The organism is Amycolatopsis sp. NBC_01480, assembly GCF_036227205.1.
Lineage (GTDB): Bacteria > Actinomycetota > Actinomycetes > Mycobacteriales > Pseudonocardiaceae > Amycolatopsis.
In genome coordinates this window covers 9,377,616-9,401,020 of the sequence record NZ_CP109442.1, presented here as the reverse complement: position 1 = coordinate 9,401,020, position 23,405 = coordinate 9,377,616, and the positions used below count along the sequence as shown (strand labels likewise).

At 71.6% G+C, this 23,405-nt stretch carries 21 protein-coding genes; 11 read left to right on the top strand and 10 right to left on the bottom strand.

Annotation, left to right across the window (positions count from 1 at the left end; translation table 11 throughout):
- Window positions 1-5: 5 nt before the first annotated feature.
- Window positions 6-1,079, top strand: a complete 1,074-nt coding sequence (locus OG371_RS43785; protein WP_329063078.1) for a hypothetical protein — start codon at window positions 6-8, stop codon at window positions 1,077-1,079.
- Here OG371_RS43785 and OG371_RS43780 read toward each other — a convergent pair.
- The 3 genes from OG371_RS43780 to OG371_RS43770 all read right to left on the bottom strand — a co-directional run bounded on the left by OG371_RS43780 (window position 1,021) and on the right by OG371_RS43770 (window position 3,266).
- Window positions 1,021-1,542, bottom strand: coding sequence for a 2'-5' RNA ligase family protein (locus tag OG371_RS43780; RefSeq protein ID WP_329063076.1), 522 nt, complete (start codon window positions 1,540-1,542; stop codon window positions 1,021-1,023). The two genes, OG371_RS43785 and OG371_RS43780, sit on opposite strands and share 59 nt — an antisense overlap.
- 465 nt (window positions 1,543-2,007) lie before the next feature.
- A complete protein-coding gene (locus OG371_RS43775; RefSeq protein WP_329063074.1) occupies window positions 2,008-2,424 on the bottom strand; it encodes a nucleoside deaminase in 417 nt (138 codons plus the stop codon).
- Window positions 2,421-3,266, bottom strand: coding sequence for an LLM class flavin-dependent oxidoreductase (locus tag OG371_RS43770; protein WP_329063072.1), 846 nt, complete (start codon window positions 3,264-3,266; stop codon window positions 2,421-2,423). Before OG371_RS43770 ends, OG371_RS43775 begins: the two co-directional genes overlap by 4 nt.
- Window positions 3,267-3,358: 92 nt before the next feature.
- On the opposite strand from OG371_RS43770, the gene OG371_RS43765 reads away from it, so the two are divergent.
- The gene (locus tag OG371_RS43765; protein ID WP_329063070.1) at window positions 3,359-3,808 is read left to right on the top strand and encodes an Lrp/AsnC family transcriptional regulator; all 450 of its coding nucleotides are present in this window, start codon (window positions 3,359-3,361) and stop codon (window positions 3,806-3,808) included.
- 101 nt (window positions 3,809-3,909) lie between these two features.
- Here the strand turns inward: OG371_RS43765 and OG371_RS43760 are convergent, their stop codons facing one another.
- A complete protein-coding gene (locus tag OG371_RS43760) occupies window positions 3,910-4,161 on the bottom strand; it encodes a DUF2510 domain-containing protein (RefSeq protein WP_329063068.1) in 252 nt (83 codons plus the stop codon).
- Window positions 4,162-4,395: 234 nt separating this feature from the next.
- Here OG371_RS43760 and OG371_RS43755 point away from each other — a divergent pair, with 234 nt between their 5' ends.
- Window positions 4,396-5,916, top strand: coding sequence for a CehA/McbA family metallohydrolase (locus OG371_RS43755; RefSeq protein ID WP_329063066.1), 1,521 nt, complete (start codon window positions 4,396-4,398; stop codon window positions 5,914-5,916).
- Between the two features lie 42 nt (window positions 5,917-5,958).
- On the top strand, window positions 5,959-6,822 hold the full coding sequence (locus OG371_RS43750) for a hypothetical protein (RefSeq protein ID WP_442876051.1): 864 nt from the start codon (window positions 5,959-5,961) through the stop codon (window positions 6,820-6,822).
- Between the two features lie 7 nt (window positions 6,823-6,829).
- On the opposite strand, the gene OG371_RS43745 is transcribed toward OG371_RS43750, so the two are convergent.
- The 3 genes from OG371_RS43745 to OG371_RS43735 form a co-directional block, all read right to left on the bottom strand.
- Complete coding sequence (locus OG371_RS43745) at window positions 6,830-7,789, bottom strand: SDR family NAD(P)-dependent oxidoreductase (RefSeq protein ID WP_329063064.1); 960 nt, start codon at window positions 7,787-7,789, stop codon at window positions 6,830-6,832.
- 52 nt (window positions 7,790-7,841) lie between these two features.
- On the bottom strand, window positions 7,842-8,594 hold the full coding sequence (locus OG371_RS43740; RefSeq protein ID WP_442876213.1) for a trypsin-like serine peptidase: 753 nt from the start codon (window positions 8,592-8,594) through the stop codon (window positions 7,842-7,844).
- Window positions 8,595-8,802: 208 nt separating this feature from the next.
- On the bottom strand, window positions 8,803-9,249 hold the full coding sequence (locus tag OG371_RS43735; protein WP_329063062.1) for a hypothetical protein: 447 nt from the start codon (window positions 9,247-9,249) through the stop codon (window positions 8,803-8,805).
- Between the two features lie 219 nt (window positions 9,250-9,468).
- On the opposite strand from OG371_RS43735, the gene OG371_RS43730 reads away from it, so the two are divergent.
- The gene (locus OG371_RS43730) at window positions 9,469-10,884 is read left to right on the top strand and encodes an aldehyde dehydrogenase family protein (protein ID WP_329063061.1); all 1,416 of its coding nucleotides are present in this window, start codon (window positions 9,469-9,471) and stop codon (window positions 10,882-10,884) included.
- A 34-nt stretch (window positions 10,885-10,918) separates the two neighbouring features.
- The gene (locus OG371_RS43725) at window positions 10,919-12,001 is read left to right on the top strand and encodes an alcohol dehydrogenase catalytic domain-containing protein (RefSeq protein WP_329063059.1); all 1,083 of its coding nucleotides are present in this window, start codon (window positions 10,919-10,921) and stop codon (window positions 11,999-12,001) included.
- A gap of 35 nt (window positions 12,002-12,036) precedes the next feature.
- Here OG371_RS43725 and OG371_RS43720 read toward each other — a convergent pair whose 3' ends face one another.
- A complete protein-coding gene (locus tag OG371_RS43720; RefSeq protein WP_329063057.1) occupies window positions 12,037-14,349 on the bottom strand; it encodes a transketolase-like TK C-terminal-containing protein in 2,313 nt (770 codons plus the stop codon).
- 133 nt (window positions 14,350-14,482) lie between these two features.
- On the opposite strand from OG371_RS43720, the gene OG371_RS43715 reads away from it, so the two are divergent.
- Window positions 14,483-14,965, top strand: a complete 483-nt coding sequence (locus OG371_RS43715) for an Lrp/AsnC family transcriptional regulator (RefSeq protein ID WP_329063055.1) — start codon at window positions 14,483-14,485, stop codon at window positions 14,963-14,965.
- Between the two features lie 11 nt (window positions 14,966-14,976).
- Here OG371_RS43715 and OG371_RS43710 read toward each other — a convergent pair whose 3' ends face one another.
- Both OG371_RS43710 and OG371_RS43705 read right to left on the bottom strand, forming a co-directional pair.
- Window positions 14,977-15,285: a DUF3040 domain-containing protein gene (locus tag OG371_RS43710; protein ID WP_329063053.1), complete on the bottom strand. Its 309-nt coding sequence runs from the start codon at window positions 15,283-15,285 to the stop codon at window positions 14,977-14,979.
- 96 nt (window positions 15,286-15,381) lie between these two features.
- A complete protein-coding gene (locus tag OG371_RS43705) occupies window positions 15,382-16,527 on the bottom strand; it encodes a permease (protein ID WP_329063051.1) in 1,146 nt (381 codons plus the stop codon).
- A gap of 98 nt (window positions 16,528-16,625) precedes the next feature.
- On the opposite strand from OG371_RS43705, the gene OG371_RS43700 reads away from it, so the two are divergent.
- From OG371_RS43700 to glgX, 4 genes are all read left to right on the top strand, one after another.
- Window positions 16,626-17,486 carry an LLM class F420-dependent oxidoreductase gene (locus tag OG371_RS43700; protein WP_329063049.1) on the top strand — a complete coding sequence of 287 codons (861 nt, stop codon included), beginning with the start codon at window positions 16,626-16,628 and terminating at the stop codon, window positions 17,484-17,486.
- 45 nt (window positions 17,487-17,531) lie between these two features.
- Window positions 17,532-18,977 carry a M1 family metallopeptidase gene (locus OG371_RS43695; RefSeq protein WP_329063047.1) on the top strand — a complete coding sequence of 482 codons (1,446 nt, stop codon included), beginning with the start codon at window positions 17,532-17,534 and terminating at the stop codon, window positions 18,975-18,977.
- Window positions 18,978-19,199: 222 nt separating this feature from the next.
- Window positions 19,200-21,179, top strand: coding sequence for a 4-alpha-glucanotransferase (malQ, locus tag OG371_RS43690; protein WP_329063045.1), 1,980 nt, complete (start codon window positions 19,200-19,202; stop codon window positions 21,177-21,179).
- A 57-nt stretch (window positions 21,180-21,236) separates the two neighbouring features.
- Entirely contained in the window at window positions 21,237-23,369 is a 2,133-nt protein-coding gene (gene glgX / locus OG371_RS43685) for a glycogen debranching protein GlgX (RefSeq protein WP_329063044.1), read from the top strand.
- Window positions 23,370-23,405 lie beyond the last annotated feature (36 nt).

Here is a 23,405-nt window from a genome sequence, read left to right as displayed (position 1 = left end):
GCCCGATGATGATCGACGTCCTCTTCTTCGGGGTCGGCCTGCTCGCGCTGGCCGCCGGGATCTGGCGCGCGCTGCGGGCCCGGCGCACCGGCGCGGGCGCGGGCCTGGCGATCACCCTGATCGCGCTCGGCGCGGCGTTCTGCTTCCTGGCCGACGGCGCGCAGGCGATCGAGAGCCGGGTCTACCCGAGCCTCGGGCGGCTGCTGTCGAACCTGGCGACGATGGTGGCCGCGTACGGCATCGAGGTCACGGTCGCGGAAATCGGCGGGGCCGCGCATCGCCGCCGCCGGAGCCGGCGGGCCGCGCTCGCCGTCGCGCTGGTGGTGCTGGTGGTGTCGTTCTTCGCCACGTCCGGGCTGCCGACCGGGATCGGGCTGTTCGACGAGCTGTACCGCTCGAACCCGACGCTGGTGGTTTACATCTTCGTGTACACGCTGTATCTCGGCTACGCGGTGGTGGACATCGCGATCGTTTCGGCCGGGGCGATCCGCGCGGGCACCGGCGCACTGCGGGCCGGGCTCGGCGTGATGCTCGTGGCGTGCGTGTTCGCGCTGGCTTATCTGGCCGGGAAGATCGCCGGCCTGATCGGGGACCTGAACTCGGCCCACCCCGTCAACATGGTGTGCAGCAGTGCCTTCTCGAACCTCGAGTGCTCACTGGACGTCGGGTTCCCGGCGATCTCGGTGCTGCTGATCGTGATCGGCCTGACCCTGCCCGCGCTGCCCGCCGCGGGCCGGGCGATCCGGGACGCGCGCACCCGCGCCGCGCTGCGACCGCTGCGAAAACACCTGGTGGAGCGGTTCCCGGACGTGGTGCGGCTCGGCTCCGCCGGCGTCACCGGGCGGGAGCGGCTGCTCACGGTTATGAGCGAGGTCAACGACGGGCTGCTCCTGGCCGGGGTCGCGCCGTCGATGCCCCCGGACGCGGCCGCGCGGGCCCTGCGCTCGGGCGCGCCCGCGGAGACCGGTGTTCCCGCTGAAGGGGACGCCACGTTTTCCGCGGAGGTCGCGCGGCTTCGGGCTATCGCGCGGGAGTTCCGAGCGGAGCCGTCAGCCGGAGCTGCCAGCCCTGCTCGGTGAGGACCACCAGGTGCAGCGCCTCGGCGCGGCCGGTGATGGGCAGCAGGGTTTCCGCCGCTGCCACCACTTCCCGGTTCTCGGCCTCGGTGCCGCCCATCGCGATGGTCAGGTGCACCGGCGGCCGCGGGCCGAACCGGCCGCCATAAGGCAGGACGTCCGGCCACTGCGCGCAGACGGCGTCGGCGAGGGGCTGCAGCGCGGGCGCCGCGGCCGCGACGAAACCGGCGGTGACGACCAGTTCCGTCAAGTGCACATCGGTGGCGTGGTGCTCGCGGGCGAGTGCGGTGACGGCTTCGTCGACGGATTCGGTGAGCTGCGCGGCGGGCAGGAACGGGTACAGCGCCGTGACGTGCGGCGACAGGCCCGGCCGCACGAGTGCGGGGTTCACCGCGCGGGCGGCGTCGAGCAGTCCTTCGGCGGCGGGCAGTTCGACCACGAGCGCGCTGGTTCCGGGAGTGGGCACGGGCCGATCCTCCCGTACCCGCGTGCACCGGGCGCGACCGGGGTTCGTCCATTGTGGACTCGGCCGGTATCGGCGAGTATGCCCTGAAGGCCACCTTGAGGGCATAACGGACTCTGAAGGTGGCCATCAGAGCTGGTGGCCGGATCGCTCGGACCGTCGGCAGGGACTTCCGGCCAAGGAATGTGGCCGGACCGAAACCCTAAGTCTTCCCCAAGTTTTTCGCCGCCCATTCCGGGCCGCCCTACACTCGGTTGATGAAGATCGTCCTATGGACCGCATTATGCGGATTGTGCGCCCTCGCCGGCCACGTGCTCCTGGGCGTCGTGGCGGTTTCCCTGCTCCTGGCCTGTGTTCCGGTACGCCGCCGGACCGAGCGGGGAGAGCCGGAAAGAGAATTGATCAGTACCCGCGGCTGACATTATGCCGGCCGCGCCCAGGGGTGGGTAATAAGCAATAACGGGGGATTCACCGGTAATACCCGTCGACGGGGCCGCGTGCCTCGTCGAACAACGCCGGGCCCTCCTTCGTGAAGCCCGCACTCGTGGCGACGGGCTTCAGGGTGCCCAGCTGGGCGGTCGAGAGCGCGAACACCACCCGGCCCAGGCCGGAGCGCTCGATCGCGCCCGCGCACATCCCGCACGGCTCGCAGCTGGTGTACATGGTGGTTTTCGCGGCCGTGGCGGGGTCCAGCTCGCGCGCGGCCCAGCGCGCCAGCTTCAGCTCGGGGTGCGCGGTGATGTCCCCTTCGGTGACCGAGGTGTTCTGCGCTTCGGCGAGCACGGTCCCGTCGGGGGCGGCGAGCAGCGAGCCGAACGGCGGATTGCCGTTCTCGCGCGCCTTCGCGGCCAGGCTGATGGCGTGGCGGAGCAGTTCCTGGGTCATAGTCGTTCCCCTGTGTGTAGTTTCCAGGCGTCCGCGACGGTCGCGAGCGCGCGCCAGGCGGTGGTGGGCCGCCGGGTCTCTTCCGGGTCTCCCGTGAACGGGTCGAGCACCACGTCGGCGGCGCCGAGCAGGCGCAACTGCTCGAGGTCGTCGATCACCTGGTCCACGGTGCCCTCGCCGGCCAGGCGCTGTTCGAGCGGTTTGCCGATCAGCCGCAGGACGATCCGCGGGGCCAGCTCCGGCACCGGACCGCCCGCGGCGTACGCCTTGAGGCGGGTGACCGCGTCCCGCAGCCAAGGCAGCTCGAACCGGAGCGGGTGCCAAGCGTCGCCGAACCGGACGGCGCGGCGCAATGCTGCGTCGCTCCCGCCGCCGATCCACAGCGGGATTCTGCCGGCGCGATAGTCCCGCTCGTCCGTCCAGGCCGTGCGGATCGTGCTGAGGTATTCGTCGGTCAGGGCTCCGCGGCGTTCGAACGGCACCCCCAGCGCCGTGAATTCCTGCTTCGCCCAGCCGACGCCCACCCCGAGCACCAGCCGGCCGCCGCTGAGGTCGGCGAGGTTCGCCGCCATCCGCGCGGTCAGCAGGGGATGCCGGTAGGGCACGATCAGCACGGTGGTGCCCAGCCGGACCCGGGTCGTCGCCCCGGCCAGCCAGGACAACGCGGTGAACGGCTCGTAGAACGGCGCCGGGTACTGCGCGGCGACGTCCGGGGTCACCGCCACGTGGTCGGACACCATCAGCAGGTCGTAGCCGAGGCCCTCACCGGTCTGGGCCCACGCCCGCAGCATCCCCGGGTCGGTGCCGGGGCCGAAATTCGGGATGTTCACGCCGAGTCGCACGGGAAAACGCTATCCAGGCGGCGCCGATCGGTGAAGGGACTCCTTCCGGCATTTGCGCCCTGCCGCCGTGGATCTGCCGGTAGATTGCCGGAATGGCCGAGAGTCTCGACGACACCGACTGGGCGATCCTCGCCGAGCTGCAGCAGGACGGCCGCCTCCCGCTCACCGAACTGGGCAAACGCGTCAGCCTGAGCGCCTCGGCCACCACCGAGCGCGTCCGGCGCCTGGAGTCCCTCGGCGTGATCAGTGGCTACCGCGCGGAAGTGGACCTGGAGAAGGTCGGCTTCACCGTGCTGGCCGTGGTGCGCCTGAAGTACCCCGGCAACCGGCACGAGCCCCTCCACCGGCTGCTCGCCGAGCGCACGGAACTGCTCGAATGCGTCCGCACCACGGGCGACGACTGCTACACGCTCAAGGTCGCGGCCACGTCGATGGCGCACCTGGAGCGGGTGATGGGGGAGCTGGCCCAGTTCGGCAGCACTACGACCAACGTCGTGTACAGCCAGACGCTGCCGTATCGGGGGCCGCGGAAGCCGTCGTGAAGGTTGTCGATGGTGGGGCGGATGTGGTGCTGCTGCTGGGTTTCCGGCTCATCGGGCGGAAACTGTCGGTGCGGTCGGGTAGTACTGGTGTTCCGGAGTGGTCAGGGCCGGGGCGCGAACGACGGAGTCCACTGCGCACCGGGCTTGGGCACAAGGCTCGACGGGGCGCGCGTCTGGTCGTGGAACCTGAGCGGCCGGGCGTCCGGTACGCCCGCGGCTCGGGCCTGCGCCTGCGCGATCTCGGTCTGCTTGCGTAGCTCCTTCAGCTGGGCCTTCGCGACGCGTTGCTTCTTCGACGAGCCGCGGACCACGCCGGCGGTGCCGATCATGAGGGACTTGCGGATGATGCCCATGGATCCGGGCCTTTCTGATCAGCGATGGTCGGCTGCGCGCGCGGTGGCAGGACGACCGCACGCCGTCGTGCCGGAAATCGGGCAGCCGTACCAAAACCGGGGCCGACCGGTGCGTCAGGCCGGACTGTTCCACCAGTCACGCCGGCCGGGTCGCCGAGTGTTCACCTGGGGGTCCTTGATGGTGGCGGCCCCGTGCGCCTAGCGTCGGGCCGTCGTTCCTATGCGGAGGTGGGCATGTCCACGGGGGATCTGAGCAGGCGGAACCTGTTGCGTGCGGGCGGGATCGTGGCGGCCGGGGCGGCGACGGGGCTGCTGCCCGGCGTCGCGTTCGCGGCGCCGGCGCCCGGGGCTGCGGGGCCGCAAACCCAGACCGTCACCGGCACGTTCAAGCCGGACGTGCCGGACTGGTACTACCTGCCCGTGGACGTGCCGCGCGGGGTCAAGCAGATCGACGTCGTGTACTCCTACGACAAGCCCACCGTGCCGGCCGGGGTCCGCGGAAACGCTTGCGACATCGGGATGTTCGGGCCGGAGGGCCACGAACTGGGCAATACGCGCGGGTTCCGCGGCTGGTCCGGCGGGTTCCGCGACCGGTTCTCCATCAGCGCCACCGAGGCCACGCCCGGGTACGTCGCGGGGCCGGTCCGCGCGGGGCGCTGGCACGTGATCCTCGGCCCGTACACCGTGGCGCCGCAGGGCATGAACTACCGCGTGGACATCACGCTGACCTTCGGCGCGGACGGGGCGCCGTTCCGGCCGAACCCGGCGCCGGTGAGCGCGCCCGCCCGGCAGCGCGGCAAGTCCTGGTACCGCGGCGACTGCCACCTGCACACCGTCTATTCCGACGGCAAGCGCACGCCCGAGCAGCTGGTCGCCGACGCGCGCGCGGCCGGCCTGGACTTCATCGTGTCCACCGACCACAACACGAACAGCTCGCAGCTGGTGTGGGGCAATTACGCCACCGACGACCTGCTGATCCTCAACGGCGAGGAGGTCACCACCCGGTCCGGGCACTGGCCCGCGATCGGGCTGCCCGCAGGCACCTGGATCGACTGGCGCTACCGCGCGTCCGACGCGGCCGACTTCCGCCGGTTCACCGATCAGGTGCACCGGGCGGGCGGCCTGGTCACCGCGGCGCACCCGTTCGCGAACTGCTTCGGCTGCACGTACGAATTCGCGTACGAGATCGCCGACCTGGTCGAGGTCTGGAACGGCCCCTGGACGCAGGACGACGAGGCCAGCGTCACGCACTGGGACGGGCTGCTGCGCGGCGGCCGCTGGATCCCGGCGATCGGCGACTCCGACGCGCACAACCCGGACCAGACCGTCGCGTTGCCGCACACCGTGGTTCAGGCCGGCAGCCTGCGCCAGGCCGAGCTGCTCGCCGGGCTGAAGGCCGGGCGCTCGTGGCTGGCCGAGTCGAAGGCCGTGAACCTGGAGTTCGGCGCTTCGGGCGGCGGGCGCAGCGCGGGCATCGGCGAGCGGATCGCGGTGGGCACGGGCACGCCGGTCACGGTCGGCGCGACGGTGACCGGGGCCCCGGGCACCACTGTCACCTTCCTCGACCAGCTCGGGCCGGAGCACACCGAGACGGTGCCGGAGTCCGGCAGCGCCACGGTCACCTGGACCACGTACCCGCGCTACAGCCGCTGGGTGCGGGTGGAGGTCCGCCGTCCCTCGGGCGGGCCGAACACCACCACGCCCAACGCGATGGTGGCCATGTCCAACCCGATCTTCCTGGGCGCGGGCTCCTAGCGCCGGACCCACACGCTCGCCCTACCGGGGTGCCCGGCAGACTTGCTCCGGTCAGGTGAGATCGACGGGTGGGAGTTCCGGGTGCGCGGGTGCGGCGTGCGGGCGGCGATCGCGGCCGTCGTGGTGGTCCTCGCGGCCGTCGTCGTGGTGGTGGTCGTGCTGAACCAGAAGGGCGTCACGACGCCGGGGTGCACCGTCACGCTGCCGAAGGACGCGAACAACGCCGCGGCCACGGAGTTCACGCTGCAACCGGACCAGATGGGGAACGCGGCGACGATCGCGGCCGTCGGCGTCCAGCGCGGGCTGCCCGGGCACGCCGTGACGATCGCGCTGGCCACGGCGCTGCAGGAGTCGAAGCTGCGCAACCTGCCCGGCGGCGACCGGGACTCGATCGGCCTGTTCCAGCAACGGCCGAGCCAGGGCTGGGGCACCCCCGCGCAGCTGCAGGACCCGGTCTACGCCTCGACCGCGTTCTACGAGAAGCTCGTGAAGCTGGACAACTGGCAGACGCTGCCGATCACCGAGGTCGCGCAGTCCGTGCAGCGCTCGGGCGCCCCCGATGCCTACGCCCAGTGGGAGCCCGAGGCCCGCGCCGCCGCGTCCGCCCTCACCGGCGAATACCCGGCGGCGATGACCTGCCGCAACCTGACCGTCGGCCTGCCCACGGTGAACCTGGTGAACACCGCGGAGACCGAGCTGGGCACGGCCAAGCTCAGCGGCCCCCACCCGGCCGCGCAGGGCTGGGCGTTCAGCAGCTGGCTGGTCGCCCGCTCGATCCCGCTGGGCATCGACAAGGTCAGCTTCGCCGGCCAGACCTGGACTGCGGACTCCGGCGCCTGGACCGCGGACTCCGCCGCCGGCCAGGACCTGTCGCTGCACCAGGTGACGACTCCGCCGACCAGCTGACGCGTTCTCAGCGATCGGCGAAGGCGTTCACCCCGGTCAGTTCCGCGGACAGGGCCCACAGCCGCGCGGCCTGGGCGGGGTCGACGGCGTAGGCGCGGACGCCGGTGTCCGCGTCAGCATCGGTGAGTTCCGCGATGTCGCAGTCTTCGCAGTACAGGCCGCCGAGCCCGTCCAGCTGGGGTGAAGTGGCCGCCCACACCTGGGTCGCCGCGCCCTGTTCCGGGGTCTTGAACGCGACGAGGAGCTTGCCGTTCTCGTCGATCCAGCCGCGCTCGATCATCTCCTCGCGCCCAAGGTGGCGCTGCAGCGGCGTCATGATGCCGCCGGGGTGCAGGGCGAAGGCGCGTACGCCGCTCTCGCGGGCCAGAGCGTCGAGTCCGACCGCGAAGAGGACGTTCGCGGTTTTGGCCTGGCCGTACGCCTCCCACTTGTCGTACGGGCGCTGGGTGAAGTGCAGGTCGTCCCAGTGCAGGTCGGAGCGGTGGTGGCCGCGGGAGGAGACGGCGACGATGCGCGCGCCCGGGCGGACCGCGGGCCAGAGGCGGTTGACCAACGCGAAGTGGCCGAGGTGGTTGGTGGCGAACTGGGCTTCCCAGCCCGGGCCGACCCGGGTCTCGGGGCAGGCCATCACGGCCGCGCTGTCGATGATCAGGTCGATGCCGCGGCCGGAGGCCAGGAAATCGTCGGCGAAGGCGCGGACGCTCTCCAGGTCGCCGAGGTCGAGGGTGGCGGTTTCGGCGCCGTCGACGTCCTTGAGCGCTTCCGCGGCGACGTCCGGGCGACGGGCGGGGACGACGACGTGCGCGCCGGCCGCGGTCAGGGCCCGGGTGGTCTCGATGCCGATCCCGGAGTAGCCGCCGGTGACGATCGCGAGCTTGCCCGTGAGGTCGATGCCGGTGAGGACTTCGGTGGCGGTGCTGCCCGGGCCGAAGCCGGAGCCGATCTTGTGCTGCGGGGTCACGGTCATGGGAACCAGGCTAGGAACTGGAGTGCACTCCAGGTCAAATCCGCGCCCGGGCTCAGCTCACCGCGGAGTTGTACAGCTGCTGGATGTCGTCGTCGAAGTAGGCGCTGTACGAGACGTCCGGGGTGTCGCCGCCCTGCTCGTAACCGCCGATCACGCCGACGACGGTGCCGAGCCCGGTCGCCGGGTCGGCGGCGGTGACCCAGGGGCCGCCGCTGGTGCCGTCCGGGAACCCGGGGCAGGCGACGCGCTCCTGGTAGACGTCCGCCTGCGTGGTCGTGTTCGCGCAGACCACCGGGGCGTCGGTGGTGTCGGGGTAGCCCGTGAGGGTGATCCGGTTGACGAAGCCCTCGCTGACGCCGAGCTGGTTCGCGCCGGTGAGGCTCTCCAGCGACTCGGGGTTGCCGGGCTGCGTGACGGTGAGGAACGCGAAGTCGAGGTCCTGGTCGGACGACGCTGTCCAGCCCGCCGGGACCGCTTCGGCGGTCACCGTCCAGCTGCCGTACGGCGAGACGCCGTCGTGGTAGCCGGGCACGAAGGTCAGGCCGTCGGTGCCGCCGCTGAGGCAGTGCGCGGCCGTGAGGACGAGGTCGCCGGCCGGGCTGTGCACCACGCTCGCCGAGCAGAAGTGGCTGCCGCCGGAGAACAACGCGCCCACCGCGGGCGTCGCGGTGAGCGTCGGGGAGGTGGTGGCGGAGGAGGGTTGCGTGACGTCGCCGGCCCCGGGGGTCGGCACCGGGTTGCCGGCGGCGAGCGCGGTCGCCTCGTCGGCCGGGTTGACCGAGGCCCCACCCGCCAGAACCAGCATCGCCGCGGTCGAGACCGCGAGCGCCACCCGGGAAACGTTGATCGTCACCTGTCCAGATCAGCACGGTTCGGGCCGCGGGGCATCATGGAAAAGCGGATGCACAGCAACCTCACAGTGGCCTGACAGCGCGCGGACAGGGACGAAAGCCGCCATCGGAGTGAGAGCGGGGCCGGCCGGGTGCGCACCCGGCCGGCCCCGATTCGCTCCCTCAGACGTGCGTGACGAGCAGGGTCACGCCGGCCTCGCCGCCGCAGTCCACCAGGACCGGGCCGACGCCGTTGCCGATGTTCGGCGCGACGTTGGCCTTGGCGAGGAAGCCGTCCGCGTCGCTCTTGAGGATCTTGACGTTCACCAGCGACGGGCGCTCGAACGAGCCGCCGACCACGGCCTTGAGGCCGGTGCCGCCGCCGCAGTTGCCGGTGATGGTGACCTCCTGGCCGCGCTCGGTGGTCGGGTTCGGGCTGACCTGGACGACCGCGCGGGCGCCCTTCGGCGGCTGGGCCGCGGTCTGACTGTGCTGAGCCATGTTCTGGTTGCTCCCCGTGTTCTGCGCCGGGTCCGCCGACGCGGTGGTGAGGCCGATCGTGCCCGCGGTCAGCAGCACCGCCGCGGCCACTCCGGACATCAGGAATCCCTGCTTGCGTGACAGCGTCATGACTTCTCCCCTTAGTCGATGTCCACTTCGGACGGTTAATCGGCCGGCCCCGTGTCCTGGGGCTCATCCGGAAAGTCGCCGGGGCGGCGCGGGAGGTTCTGCGGGCGGGTAAATGTGACCGAGGTCACGATCAGGTCCGGTGATCCGCTCGCGCCCCGGGACGTCGGGGACGGTTTCTATAGAGTCGTCTCGCCAGCGGTTCCGGTCGAAGGAGACTCGGTGGAAGAGCGCAACGTGCTGTACGTCGGCGGCGGGTGGGTGCCCGGGGGCGGGGCCACGATCGCGGTGGAGAACCCGGCCACCGAAGAGGTGCTCGCGGTGATTCCCGAGGGCACGGCCGAGGACGCCGATCGCGCGGTGCGGGCGGCGCGGGAGGCCTTCCCCGCGTGGTCCGCGACCAGCCGGGCCGAGCGGGCGGAATGCCTTCGGCGGCTGCACGAAGGCCTGGTCAAACGCGCCGCGGAGATCGGCGAGACCATCGCCCGGGACGTCGGCACGCCGTTGCGCATCGCCACGCGCATCCAAGCCGCGCTGCCGCAGACGGACGTGCAGACGTACGTCGACCTGCTGGCCGAGGAGGAGCCCGAAGAGCGGGCCGGCAACTCGCTCGTCGTGCGCGAGGCCGCGGGCGTGGTCGCCGCGATCACGCCGTGGAACTACCCGCTGCACCAGATCACCTGCAAGATCGCGCCCGCGCTGGCGGCGGGCTGCACGGTGGTGGTCAAGCCCAGCGAGGTCGCGCCGCTGAGCGCGTACCAGCTGTTCGACGCGATCCACGAGGCCGGTTTCCCGCCCGGCGTGGTCAACCTGGTCACCGGCTTCGGCCCGGTGGTGGGTGAGGCGCTGGCGACGCACCCGGAGGTCGACGTCGTGTCGTTCACCGGGTCCGTGCGCGCGGGCACCCGCGTGGCCGAGCTGGCCGCGCGCTCGGTCAAGCGGGTCACGCTCGAGCTGGGCGGCAAGTCCGCGAACGTGATCCTCGACGACGCCGACCTCGCGATGGCCGTGAAAGTGGGCGTCTCCAACGCTTTCCTCAACGGCGGCCAGACCTGCACGGCGTGGACGCGGATGCTCGTCCCACGCGCGAAGCAGGAGGAAGCCGTGGCGCTGGCGAAGAAGTTCGCCGAGGGCTTCACCCCCGGGGACCCGCTGGACCCGAAGACGAAGCTCGGCCCGATGGTCTCGGCCGCGCAGCGCGAGCGGGTTCGCGAGTTCATCGCCAAGGGCGTGGCCGAGGGCGCGACGCTGGTGACCGGCGGCGCCGAAGCCCCGGCCGGGCTGGACACCGGGTACTTCGTGGCGCCGACGGTGTTCGCGGACGTCGACCCGGACGCCACCATCGCGCAGGAGGAGATCTTCGGCCCGGTGCTGTCGATCATCCCGTTCGACGACGAGGCCGACGCGCTGCGGATCGCGAACAACTCGCGTTACGGCCTGCACGGCGCCGTCTGGTCGGCCGACCAGGACCGCGCGCTGGCCTTCGCCCGGCGCGTGCGCACCGGTCAGATCGACGTCAACGGCGGCGCGTACAACCCGCTGGCGCCCTTCGGCGGGTACAAGCAGTCCGGCGTCGGCCGGGAGATGGGCCGCCACGCGCTGGCCGAGTTCACCGAGGTCAAGTCCATCCAGCTCTGAGTCGTTTTCCACGCCAGGCAAAGGAGAAGACGCCGTGGTCAAAGCCGTTGTCGTGCGCGAGCCCGGGGCCGAGCCGGAGGTACTGGACGTCACGCTGCCGCCGGTCGGGCCGGCTGACGTGCGGGTGCGGACCACCGCGGCGGGCGTCTGCCACTCCGATCTGTCCATGGTGGACGGAACGCTGAGCCCGCAGTACCCGTTCGTGCCCGGGCACGAGGCCTCGGGCATCGTCGCCGAGACCGGCGCTGAGGTGACCCACGTCCGGCCGGGGGACCGCGTGGTGCTGAACTGGGCGGCGGCCTGCCGGGAGTGCTGGTTCTGCCGGGCCGGCGAGCCGTGGCTCTGCGCCGCGATCGAAGGCGTCACCACGCTGCCACGCGGGGAGATCGGCGGCGAGCAGCTGCACGTGGTCCTCGGCGTCGGCGGCTTCGCCGAGGAAACGGTGCTGCCCGGCAAGTCCGTGGTGCCACTGCCGGACGGTGTCCCGCTGGACCTCGCCGCGCTGATGGGCTGCGCGGTGCTGACCGGCGTCGGCGCCGTGCGCAACACCGCGAAGGTCCGGAGTGGACAGTCCGTGCTCGTGCTCGGTCTGGGCGGCATCGGGTTGTGCGCGGTGCTCGGGGCGAAGGTCGCGGGCGCGGCGCCGATCATCGCCGTGGACATCTCGCCCGAGAAGGAGGAGCTGGCGCGCGCCGCCGGGGCCACGCATTTCTTGCTCAGCAACGACAAACTGGCCCGGCAGGTGCGCGGGCTCACCGAGGGCCGCGGCGCGGACCACGCGTTCGAATGCGTCGGCGCGGCCACCACGATCCGCGCGGCCTGGAGCTCGGTCCGCCGCGGCGGGCACTGCACCGTGGTCGGCGTCGGGCGGCGCGACCAGGAGGTGGTGTTCAACCCGCTGGAGATCTTCCACTTCGCGCGCACGCTCACCAGCACCGTCTACGGCGCTTCGGACCCGGACCGCGACATCCCGCTGCTTGCCGAAGAGGTCCGCTCCGGCGCGCTCGACCTGGAAACCCTGGTGACGCACCGGATCACGCTGGACGAGGTGCCCGAGGCGTTCGCCCGGATGCGCGCGGGCCAAGGCGCCCGGTCGCTGATCATGATCGGCGCCTGACCGTCCGCTGTGGACAGTCCCTCGATTCAACCGGCTCAGTCCGCGACGTCCAGCGCGGCCCGGATCGTGCTGTCCGCGTCGATGCCGTGGTGGCGGTAGACGCTGTCGAGGTCGCCGGACTGGCCGAACTGCGTGACGCCGAGGTGGGCGGCGCGCACGCGGTGCACGTTGGCCAGGAAGGCGAGCGTGTGCGGGTGCCCGTCGAGCACCGTGACCATCGGGGCGGAGCGCTCGGCCGGCAGCGCGGAGTCGAGGATCCAGGTGTCGGCGTGGCCCTGCCCGGCGCGGGCCTGCAATGCGCGGAACAGCAGTCCGGGGCTGGTCACGCAGACCACGTCGGCATGTTTGCCCAGCGCGTCCAAGCGATCCGCGGCGGTCAGCGCCTCCGTGACGAGCGCGCCCATCGTCACGATCGTGACGTCCGGGCGCGCCACCGCGGCGGTGCGGAGCGGGTACGCGCCGGCCACGACCTGGCGGCGGCGGCGTTCGCGGGCCGCCGGGTCCGAGGGCACCGCGGCCAGGCTCTGCTCCACCGGCCGCGTCGAGAGCCGCAGGTACGCCGAGGTCCCGTCGGGCCGGCCGAGACGGGCCAGCGACGCCAGCAGCGTCCACTCCACGTCGAGCGCGAACGCCGGCTCGTAGGTGATGCAGCCCGGCTGCTCCAAGCCCACCGACGGCGTGGTCACGGACTGGTGCGCGCCGCCCTCCGGGGCCAGCGTGACGCCCGAGGGCGTGCCGACCAGGATCGACTGCCCGCCCGCGTAGATGCCGAACGACCACGGCTCCAGCGCGCGTTCCACGAAGGGGTCGTAGAGCACGCCGATCGGCAGCAGCGGCCGTCCCCAGCGCGACCAGGTGGCGCCCAGCTCGCCCAGCGCGCCCACCAGGTTCGTCTCGGCGATGCCGAGCTCCAGGTGCTGGCCGGTGGGCCGCTCGCGCCAGTGCAGGATCGTCTCGGGGTCGTCGGCGAACCAGTCGACGCGCTCCTGCGGCGACCACACGCCGACCTTGTTGACCCAGCCGCCGAGGTTGGTGCTCGACGAGACGTCCGGGCACAGCGTGACGACCAGCTTCGCGGCCTCCGGCGCCTCCCGCGTCAGGTCCAGCAGTGCGCGCCCGAGGGCGGCCTGTGTGGTGGCGCGCCCGGACGGGGTCCGGCCGATGTCCGCCGGGATCGGCGGAACCTGGTGCGGCGCAACGGGTTCCCGTCGCAGCCGGGTGGCGGTGTCCGCGCACAGCCGGGCGGCGGCCGTGCCGTCCTCGAACTTCCGCCACGGGTCGTCGGCCGAGGTGCCGACGCGGGCGGCCAGCTCGCCGACCTGCTCGGCGGTCAGCAGTGAGGAGTGGTTCTGCGGGTGGCCCTCGCTGGCCAGGCCGAAACCCTTGACGGTGTAAGCGAAAATCACCGTCGGACGGCGGTCGTCGATGGCGTCGAACGAGTCCAGCAGCGCCGGCAGGTCGTGGCCGCCGAGGTTGCGGATGGCCGCGTGCAGGGTGGCGTCGTCGAGCGTGTCCAGCAACGGCGACAGCTCCGGTGAAGCGAGCCGCTCGCGCAGCTGCGCGGGGTTGCAGCGCAACAGCCGCTGGTACTCGGGGTTGGCCATCTCGTCGATCCGGCGGCGCAGCGCGTCGCCGCCCGGGCGCTCGAACAGGTCCTGCAGCAGGCGGCCATACTTGACGGTCAGCACCTGCCAGCCGGCCGCGTCGAACATGCCCTGCAGGCGGGTCGCGCCGATGTTGGGCACCACGCGGTCGAGCGACTGACGGTTGAGGTCCACGATCCACACGACCTCGCCCAGCTCGGCGACGGTCGGGTCGAGCACCGCCTCCCAGACGGCGCCCTCGTCCAATTCGGCGTCGCCGACGAGCGAGTACTGGCGGCCGGTGCCCGCGCCGCCGGTGCTGGCCTCGACGTAACGGCGGGCCATCGCGCCCCACAACGGCGCGGTGGCGCCGATGCCGACCGAGCCGGTGGAGTAGTCGACCCGGTCCGGGTCCTTCGAGCGCGACGGGTAGCTCTGGAGCCCGCCGAACTCGCGCAACGACGTCAGGTAGCGCTCGTCGAGGTCGCCCAGCAGGTAGTTGATCGCGTGGAGCACGGGGGAGGCGTGCGGCTTCACCGAAACGCGGTCCTCGGCGCGCAGCCGGGCGAACCACAGCGCGGTCATGATCGACACCATCGAGGCACTGGACGCCTGGTGCCCGCCGACCTTGAGGCCGGTCGGGTTGGGGCGCACCCGGTTGGCGTGGTCGATGATCGCGGTGGAGAGCCAGAGCACCCGGTCCTGCACCTCGCGCAGGATCTCGGTGCCGGTCTCGCTGGTGCGCTCGGGGGCGGGGCTGCTCACGGCTTCGTGGACCTCTCTTGGGCGGAACGTGTCAGCCAGTCCAGCAGAGCTGGTTAGGCTGCACAACTGAAGCGTGGCTCATTGAGCAGAACGCCCAGACCGGCGCCTCCGGGCGCGGAAAGGATTGCGCAGCATGCCCAGTGCCCAGCGGCTCGACGCCACCGACGCCCGCATCCTGCTCGCCCTGGGGCGCGCGCCCCGCGCCACCGCCGTCGCGCTCGCCGACGAGCTCGGCCTTTCCCGCAACACCGTGCAGAGCCGGCTCGCGCGGCTGGAGCAGGGCGAGGCGCTGCGCTCGGCCGAGCACCGGATCGACCCGGCGGCGCTGGGCTACCCGCTCACCGCGTTCGTCACTGTGCAGGTCGTGCAGCGGCTGCTGGACGAGGTCGGCCGGTCACTGGCCGCGGTGCCCGAGGTGCTGCGGGTGCACGGGCTGACCGGCCCGTCCGATCTGCTGGTGCACGTGGTCGCGACCGACGCCGACGACCTGTACCGGATCGCCGGGCAGATGCTCGAGATCCCGGGCGTGGAGCGGACGAACAACGCGCTCGTGATGCGCGAGATGGTGCCGTACCGGATCACCCCGCTGCTGGAGCGGGCCGCGGCGGGCAAGTAAGACCGTCCCGGCTAGTCGGCCGAGCGGTTCAGCGCCTCCCCGGACTGCCGTTCCCGCTTGCGCTTGAGCAGATCGTGGTGGACCCAGACGAGCGCGGGGATGGCGGCGAAGCCCCACAAGAACAGGCCGGTGCTGCCGGTGAGCAGGCCGAAGACGACCATCAGCACGACGGTGGCGTCGGCCAGCACGAGCGTGGTCAGCCATAGTCGTGAGCGCGTCGGAGGCACGCCCTGGCTCAACGCGGCCACGAACGCGGGATCGCTCGCGGCCAGCTCTTCTTCGATCTTCCGCAGCGCGCTGCGGTCTCGATAGGGCAGCATGACCCCTCCTCGGGACGGATCGGGCCGGTGATCGCACCTACAGTTGAGTACCCGACCCACCCCCGCGTCAAGCACCGGTTTTGCCGGAATAATCGGCTAACGGTGCGGGTGGTCCGGTGAGCCGTTCATCATCCGCAGCATCGGGAGGCCGCCGGTGCGGGTGAAGCGGACCACGAGCACCGCCGCGAGCACGAGAAAGGCCAGGTCCAGCCAGGTGGTGTAGTTCCAGGAAATCCCGTCTTCGCCGAAGCGCGCGGAGCGCTGGGAGGGGACCAGCCCGGCGGCGCCGAACAGCAGCTCGACGAGGTAGCCCGCGCCCGCCATCGCCGCGTAGAAAGTGCCGAGCAGCACGAACATCACCCGCAGACCGTAATACTTCCGGTAGATGTTCAAGATCGGCAGGATCAGCAGATCGGCGAAGAGGAACGCGACCACGCCGCCGAAGCTGATGCCGCCGTTCCACAGCACGGCGGCCAGCGGCACGTTCCCGATCGAGCAGACGAACGACAGGATCGCCACCACCGGCCCGATCAGCGGGCCCCACAGCGCCGAAGCCAGCGGGTGGCCGTCGAAGAACAGCGCCTGCCACCACGAGTCCGGCACCCACGCGCCGACCGCGCCGGCGATCAGCAGCCCGATCACGATGTCGCGCAGCACGGCGGCCCACTCCATCACGAAAACGTGCGCCACGGCGGTGAAGCCGTCCGGGGAAGTGAGCCGGCGCAGGAACGAGCCCTCGCCGCCGACGGACATGTCCATCGCCGCGTGGCCCTCCATCGAACCGGCGACGCCCTTGTCTGCCTGTTCGCGCGCCCGCGACACCAGCCGGGTGCGGACGAACAAGCGGAACAGCAGCGCCAGCAGCACGATCATCAGCGGGCCGCCGACGAACTCGGCCAGGGTGAACTGCCAGCCGAGCAGCAGCGCGAGGATGATGCCCAGTTCGGCCACCAGGTTCGTCGAGCCGATCTCGAACGCCATGGCCGCGGTGAAGTCCGCGCCCTTGCGGAAGAGCGACCGCGCGAGCGCGACGGCGGCGTAGGAGCACGAGGACGAAGCGGCGCCCAGCGCGGTCGCGGTGGCCAGGGTGCGCGGGCGGTTGTCGCCCATCAGCCGCACGATCGTCGACTTGCGCACCACCGCCTGCACCGTCGCGGAGAGGGCGAAGCCGAGGATCAGCGCCCAGAGGATCTCCCACGCCATCGAACCCGCGAGCGCCAGCGCCCGGCTGATCGCGTCCACGGCTGCCTCCCGCCGAACCCCGTGACTGGTACCGGCCGATCATCGCGGGCACCGGCGGCCGTTGCAAACTGAAACACGTTCTAATAATGTGCGGAGGTGTGAAATACGGGATCGTGCTCTTCACCAGCGACCGGGGCATCACCCCGGCGGCCGCGGCGCGGGCAGCGGAGGACGCGGGCTTCGACGCCTTCTACGTCCCCGAGCACACGCACATCCCGGTGCGGCGCTCGGCGCCCCACCCGCGCACCGGGGACGAAACCCTGCCGGACGACCGGTACCTGCGCACGCTGGACCCGTGGGTCGCGCTCGCCACCGCGGCCTCGGTGACCACGCGGATCCGGCTCGCCACCGCCGTCGCGCTGCCGGTGGAGAGCGATCCGATCACGCTGGCCAAGACCGTCGCGAGCCTCGATCACCTCTCGGGCGGCCGGGTGACGCTCGGCGTCGGCTTCGGCTGGAACACCGACGAGCTGGCCGACCACGGCGTGCCGGGCAAGAAGCGCCGCACCGCGCTGCGCGAGTACCTCGAAGCGATGCGCGAGTTGTGGACTTCCGACGAGGCCAGCTACTCCGGCGAGTTCGTCGAGTTCGGCCCCAGCTGGGCCTGGCCGAAGCCGGTGCAGCCACGGATACCGGTGCTCGTCGGCGCGGGCGGCACGGAGAAGACGTTCCGCTGGATCGCGCGCTCGGCCGACGGCTGGCTCACCACTCCGTCCGAATTGGACATCGAGGAGAACGTCGCGCTGCTGCGGCGGATCTGGCAGGAGGAGGGCCGCGAGGGCGAGCCCGAGGTGGCCGCGCTGGGACCGCGGCCGGATCCCGGCCTGCTGGCCCGGCTGGAAGCCGCCGGCGTGACCGAGACGATCTTCGGATTGCCCGACCGAGAGCCCGCCGAAGTCGAGGCCTGGCTCGGCCGGCTGGCCGGCAAGCTCGGTCGCGAGAGGATCACCGGATCTTGACAACTTCCTGACCGGTGCCCGCCGGATTTCTGCGAGTCTGGCGCGGTGTTCAAGAGTGTATATGCGGCCGTCGGCTCGACCCGAGAAGCAGTGAACCCGTTGTGGCACAAGGCCGTCGCGCTGGCCCTGGTCGTCGGCAGCGCGGCCGCTCTCGGGCTGGCGTCGCCGTCCGCGATTGGCTCGGACGGCGTCGGCGACCCGTATTTCCCGCAGGACGGCAATGGCGGCTACGACGTCTCGCGTTACGACGTGAAGGTCTTCTACGACCCCGCGAAGCCGGATTCGTTCACCGGCGACACGACAGTGCAAGCGGCGGCGAAGCAGGATCTCGACCGCTTCAACCTCGATCTGGAGGGTTTCACCGTCAGCTCGGTCACGGTGAACGGGGTGCCGGCGCGGGAGGTCGCGCGGACGGGTGCGCACGAGCTGGTGATCACGCCGGCGTCGCGCGTCCGGCGGGGGAGTGTGTTCGCGGTACGCGTCGGCTACTCCGGCAAGCCGGCGGGGGCGAGCTGGCACAAGCTGCAGGGCGGCGGCGTCGACGTCACCGGCGAGCCGCACTCGGCCACCGCGTGGTTCCCGCTGAACGACCACCCGTCGGACAAGGCGGCGCTGCACCTGGAGGCGACCGTGCCCGCCGAGTGGACGGTGATCGGCAACGGCCTGCCCGGGCCGACGTCGGAGCGCGACGGGCTGAAAACGTTCCGGTGGAACGAAGATCACCCGATCGTCTCGTACGCGACGACGATGGCGATCGACAAGTTCACCGTGCACGCCTCGAAGCTGGCCGACGGCACGCCGGTGATCAACGCGTACGGCCAGAACACCACCTACCTGCCGGACTCCGAGGCGCTGGTGCCGAAGATCATGGCGTTCCTGACGAAGACGTTCGGCCCGTACCCGTTCGACTCCACCGGCTCGATCGTCGTGGCGCCGGAGGCGACCGAGGGCAGTCTCGCGCTGGAGACGCAGACCCGCCCGACCTACGACGGCGCGTTTTTCGACGCCTCCGCGGTGCACGAGCTGGCCCACCAGTGGTTCGGCGATTCAGTGTCCTTTTCGGACTGGCGTGACGGATGTATCGCCGAGTGCTTCGCCCAGTACACCGGCCAGCTCTGGGACGAAGCCGAGAACGGCGCGGACCTCGACAAGTCCTACCGCGAGATCGTCGCGAGCCACGTCGGCGACGCGGCGTACTGGGCGGTGCCGATCTACGACCCGGGCAAGGACCGTCCGCTCGACTACGCGCTGTACGACCGCGGCGCGCTGATGCTCCACGCGCTGCGCCGCACCATCGGCGACGCCAAGTTCTTCGGCCTGCTCCAGCACTGGACCGCCGCCCACCGCTACGGCAACGCATCCTGGCCCGGCTTCGAACGACTCGCCGCCCACGACGCCGGACAGGACCTGTCGGGGTTCTTCCGGGCGTGGGCGCACAGCTCGGTGATCCCGCCGGAGCCGTACCTGCATCCGGGACCGCTCAACGGCTGACTCCGCAACCCCTGAACCGCCTGGTTCACCTGAACGAGTGAAGTCACGGTTCAGCCGTCATTTCGCTCGCGCCCCGCCCTCTGTGGTGGTGTGGCGGTAACCGGCCGGCACGCCCCCCGACTGGCCGGTTACCGCTGTTGCTTTTTCAGTGGCTTTCCGGCATTCGGGTGCCGCCCGGCGGGGCGATTGGCGCGCCGCCGCACCGCCCGAGAGACTGGACCGGTGCAGAGCCCCGCCGCCGACGAGGCGCCCGAGAACGCCGTCCCGCCCGAGCTGGCCGAGCTGGCCGCCGCCTACGGCGTGGCCACCCATTACGAGAATTCCGATCAGGTCGAGGTCCAGGTGGAGGCCGAAGTCGTCGTCGCCGTGCTCGCGCAGTTCGACGTCGACGCCAGTACCCCCGAAGCCGTCGCCGCCGCGCTGACCGCGGTCCGCGAAAGCCGGGACACCACCGCCCTGCCGCCGACGCTGGTCGTCCGCGAGGGGCAGGAACGGGACCTCGGCCGGGCCGCCACGGTCGAGCTGGAGGACGGCACCACCCGCGACGTCGGCACCTCGCTGCCCGCCGACCTGCCGCTCGGCTGGCACCACGTGGTCACGGCCGACCAGCGCGTGCCGCTCGCCGTCGTCCCGGCGAAGCTGCCCGACGTGCCGCCGGCCTGGGGCTGGATGCTCCAGCTCTACTCGCTGCACTCCGGGGAGTCGTGGGGGATGGGCGATTTCGGCGACCTCAAGACCGTCGCCGCGCGGTCGGCCGCCGAACTGGACGCCGGGGTGCTGCTGGTCAACCCGGTGCAGGCGTTCAGCCCGGCGCACCCGGTCGAGCGCTCGCCGTACTCGCCGTCCAGCCGCCGCTTCGCCAACCCGATCTACCTGCGCGTCACCGCGACCGAGGCCTTCGCGAACGCCGACGAGGACACCCGCGCCAAGGTGCTGGCCCTCGCGCCCGCCGGCGAGGCCGAGCTGATCGACTACGACGCGGTCTGGACGGCCAAGAACAGCGCCCTCGAACTGCTCCGCCCGCACCATCCGCGCCCGGTCGAGCTGGACGGCGACCTGCGGGACTTCGCGACGTTCGGCGCGCTCGCCGAGGTCCACGGCGCCGACTGGCGCGAGTGGCCGGAGCCGCTGCGCGACCCGTCGAGCCCCGCGGTCGCCGCGGCCCGCGAGGAGCTGGCCTCGCGCGTCGAGTTCCACGGCTGGCTGCAGCAGCTCTGCCACGAGCAGCTCGACGACGTCCGCCGTGCCGCGCGTGAGGCCGGGATGCCGGTCGGCGTGGTGCACGACCTGCCCGTCGGCGTCCACCCCGGCGGCGCGGACACCTGGGCGTTGCGTGACGTCTTCGCGGCGAAGGTCCGCGTCGGCGCGCCGCCGGACGCGTTCAACCAGCAGGGCCAGGACTGGAACCTGCCGCCGTGGCGCCCGGACCGGCTGGCCGAGGCCGGCTACGCGCCGTTCCGCGACGTCGTCCGCGGGGTGCTCCAGCACGCCGACGGCATCCGCGTCGACCACATCGCCGGGCTCTGGCGGCTCTGGTGGATCCCGCCGGGCGAGCCCGCCGGCCGCGGCACGTACGTGCACTACGACGCCGAAGCGATGCTAGGCGTGCTCGCGCTGGAGGCTCACCGCGCGGGCGCCGTCGTAGTCGGCGAGGATCTGGGCACCGTGGAAGACACCGTCACCGAAACCATGCAGGCGCGCGGGCTGCTCAGCTCCGCCGTGCTGTGGTTCCAGCGTGATTGGGACGCGCCCGGACAGCCGTTCGTCCGTCCGGCGGAGTGGGACCCCGAGGCGATGGCCAGCATTTCCACGCACGACCTGCCCACGGTCGCCGGCTGGCTGGCGGCCGAGCACGTGCGGGTGCGCGCCGAGCTGGGCCTGCTCGACCGGCCGGCGGCCGACGAGTACGCGGAGGCAGCGGCCGAACGCGCTGCGTTGCTGGAACTCGTTGCGCGGGAAGGGATCTCCGGCGACGACCTCGTGGTGGCATTGCACACCCTGCTGGCCTCGGCGGCGTCGCGGCTGGTCCTGACCTCGCCCGCGGACGTGGTGGGCCAGCTGCGCCAGCCCAACCTGCCCGGCACCGTCGACCAGTACCCTAACTGGCGGATTCCCTTGCCCGTCACCGTCGACGGGTTCTTCGCCGATCCCCGGGTGCACGCGGCCGTGGCCCCGTTGAAGGCCGCCCGGCCGCTGCCCTAGCGGGATCGCCGAACCCAGTCCCTGTCGTCGGAATCGAAGTCACCCAAGGAGAGCCCTGTGCGGCCCTGGCCCGGAACGTCCTATCCCCTCGGCGCGACCTACGACGGGGTGGGGACCAACTTCGCGTTGTTCTCCGAGGTGGCCGAGCACGTCGACCTGTGCCTGTTCGACGACGACGGCACCGAGACGCGCGCCCGGCTGGAGGAGGTGGACGGCTTCGTCCACCACGGCTACCTGCTCGGCATCGGCCCCGGCCAGCGCTACGGGTTCCGCGTGCACGGCCCGTACGACCCGGAGCGCGGCCTGCGCTGCAACCCGACCAAGCTGCTGATCGACCCGTACGCCAAGGCGCTTTCCCGCGGCGTCGACTGGACCGAGGCGCTGTTCGGCTACCGCTTCGACGACCCGGAGCAGCGCAACGACGACGACTCCGCCGGCCACGTGCCGTACTCGCTGGTGGTCAGCCCGTTCTTCGACTGGGCGAACGACCGGGCGCCGCGCACGCCGTACCACGAGACGGTGATCTACGAGGCGCACGTCAAGGGCATGACCATGACGCACCCGTTCGTGCCGGAGCGGCTGCGCGGCACGTACGCGGGGCTGGCGCACCCGGCGGTGGTGGAGCACCTGAAGAAGCTGGGCGTGACCGCGGTCGAGCTGATGCCGGTGCACCAGTTCGTCACCGACCACGGGCTGGACCAGAAGGGCCTGCGCAACTACTGGGGCTACAACACCATCGGCTACTTCGCCCCGCACGACGGCTACGCGGCGATGCCCGGGCAGGGCGGCCAGGTCCAGGAGTTCAAGGGCATGGTCCGCGCGCTGCACGAGGCGGGCATCGAGGTGATCCTCGACGTCGTCTACAACCACACCGCCGAGGGCAACCACCTGGGCCCGACGCTGTCCATGCGCGGCATCGACAACGAGGCCTACTACCGGCTGGTCGAGGACGACCCGCAGTACTACATGGACTACACCGGCACCGGGAACTCGCTGAACGTGCGCAACCCGCACACCTTGCAGCTGATCATGGACTCGCTGCGGTACTGGGTGACCGAGATGCACGTGGACGGGTTCCGGTTCGACCTCGCCTCGGCGCTGGCCCGCGAGTTCTACGACGTCGACCGGCTGTCCACGTTCTTCGACCTGGTGCAGCAGGACCCGATCGTCAGCCAGGTGAAGCTGATCGCGGAGCCGTGGGACGTCGGCCCCGGCGGCTATCAAGTCGGCAACTTCCCGCCGCTGTGGACGGAGTGGAACGGGCAGTTCCGCGACACCGTGCGCGACTTCTGGCGCGGCGAGCAGGCGACCCTCGGCGAGTTCGCCTCCCGCATCACCGGCTCCTCGGACCTGTACCAGGACGACGGCCGCCGCCCGTTCGCGTCGATCAACTTCGTCACCGCGCACGACGGCTTCACGCTGGCGGACCTGGTGTCCTACAACGAAAAGCACAACGAGGCGAACGGCGAGGACAACCGCGACGGCGCCGACGACAACCGCTCGTGGAACTGCGGGGTCGAGGGCCCGACCGACGATCCCGAGGTGCTCGCGCTGCGGGCCCGCCAGCGCCGCAACCTGCTCGCCACCAACCTGCTCTCCCAGGGCGTGCCGATGCTGCTGCACGGCGACGAGTTCGGCCGCACCCAGCAGGGCAACAACAACGCCTACTGCCAGGACACCGAACTGTCCTGGATGGACTGGGAACTGGCCTCGGAGAACGCCGGCCTAGTGGAGTTCACCGCCGGGCTGACCGCGTTCCGGCGGGCGCACCCGGTGTTCCGGCGCCGCCGGTTCTTCCAGGGCAAGCCGCTGCGCAAGGGCGAGGAGCTGGGCGACATCGCCTGGTTCACCCCGGCCGGCGAGGAGATGACCGAGCAGAACTGGGACGACGGCTTCGGCAAGTCCGTGGTCATCTTCCTCAACGGCGAGGGCATCCCGGACCTGGACCCGCGCGGCATGCGCGTGGTCGACGACTCGTTCCTGCTGGCGTTCAACGCGCACTACGAGGACATCGCGATGACCTTGCCGGGCAACGGCTACGGCCGCGAGTGGACCGTGGTGGTGGACACCGCGACCGGCGAGGTCGGGCACGCCGACGGCGAGCTGGTGCCCGGCGGCGGCAAGCTGAACCTGGCCGCGCGCTCGCTGGTCGTGCTGCAGCGGACCGCGGGGGAGGACGACGACGTATGACCAAGCTGTCTTCGCGGAGCGAGCACGTAGCGGATG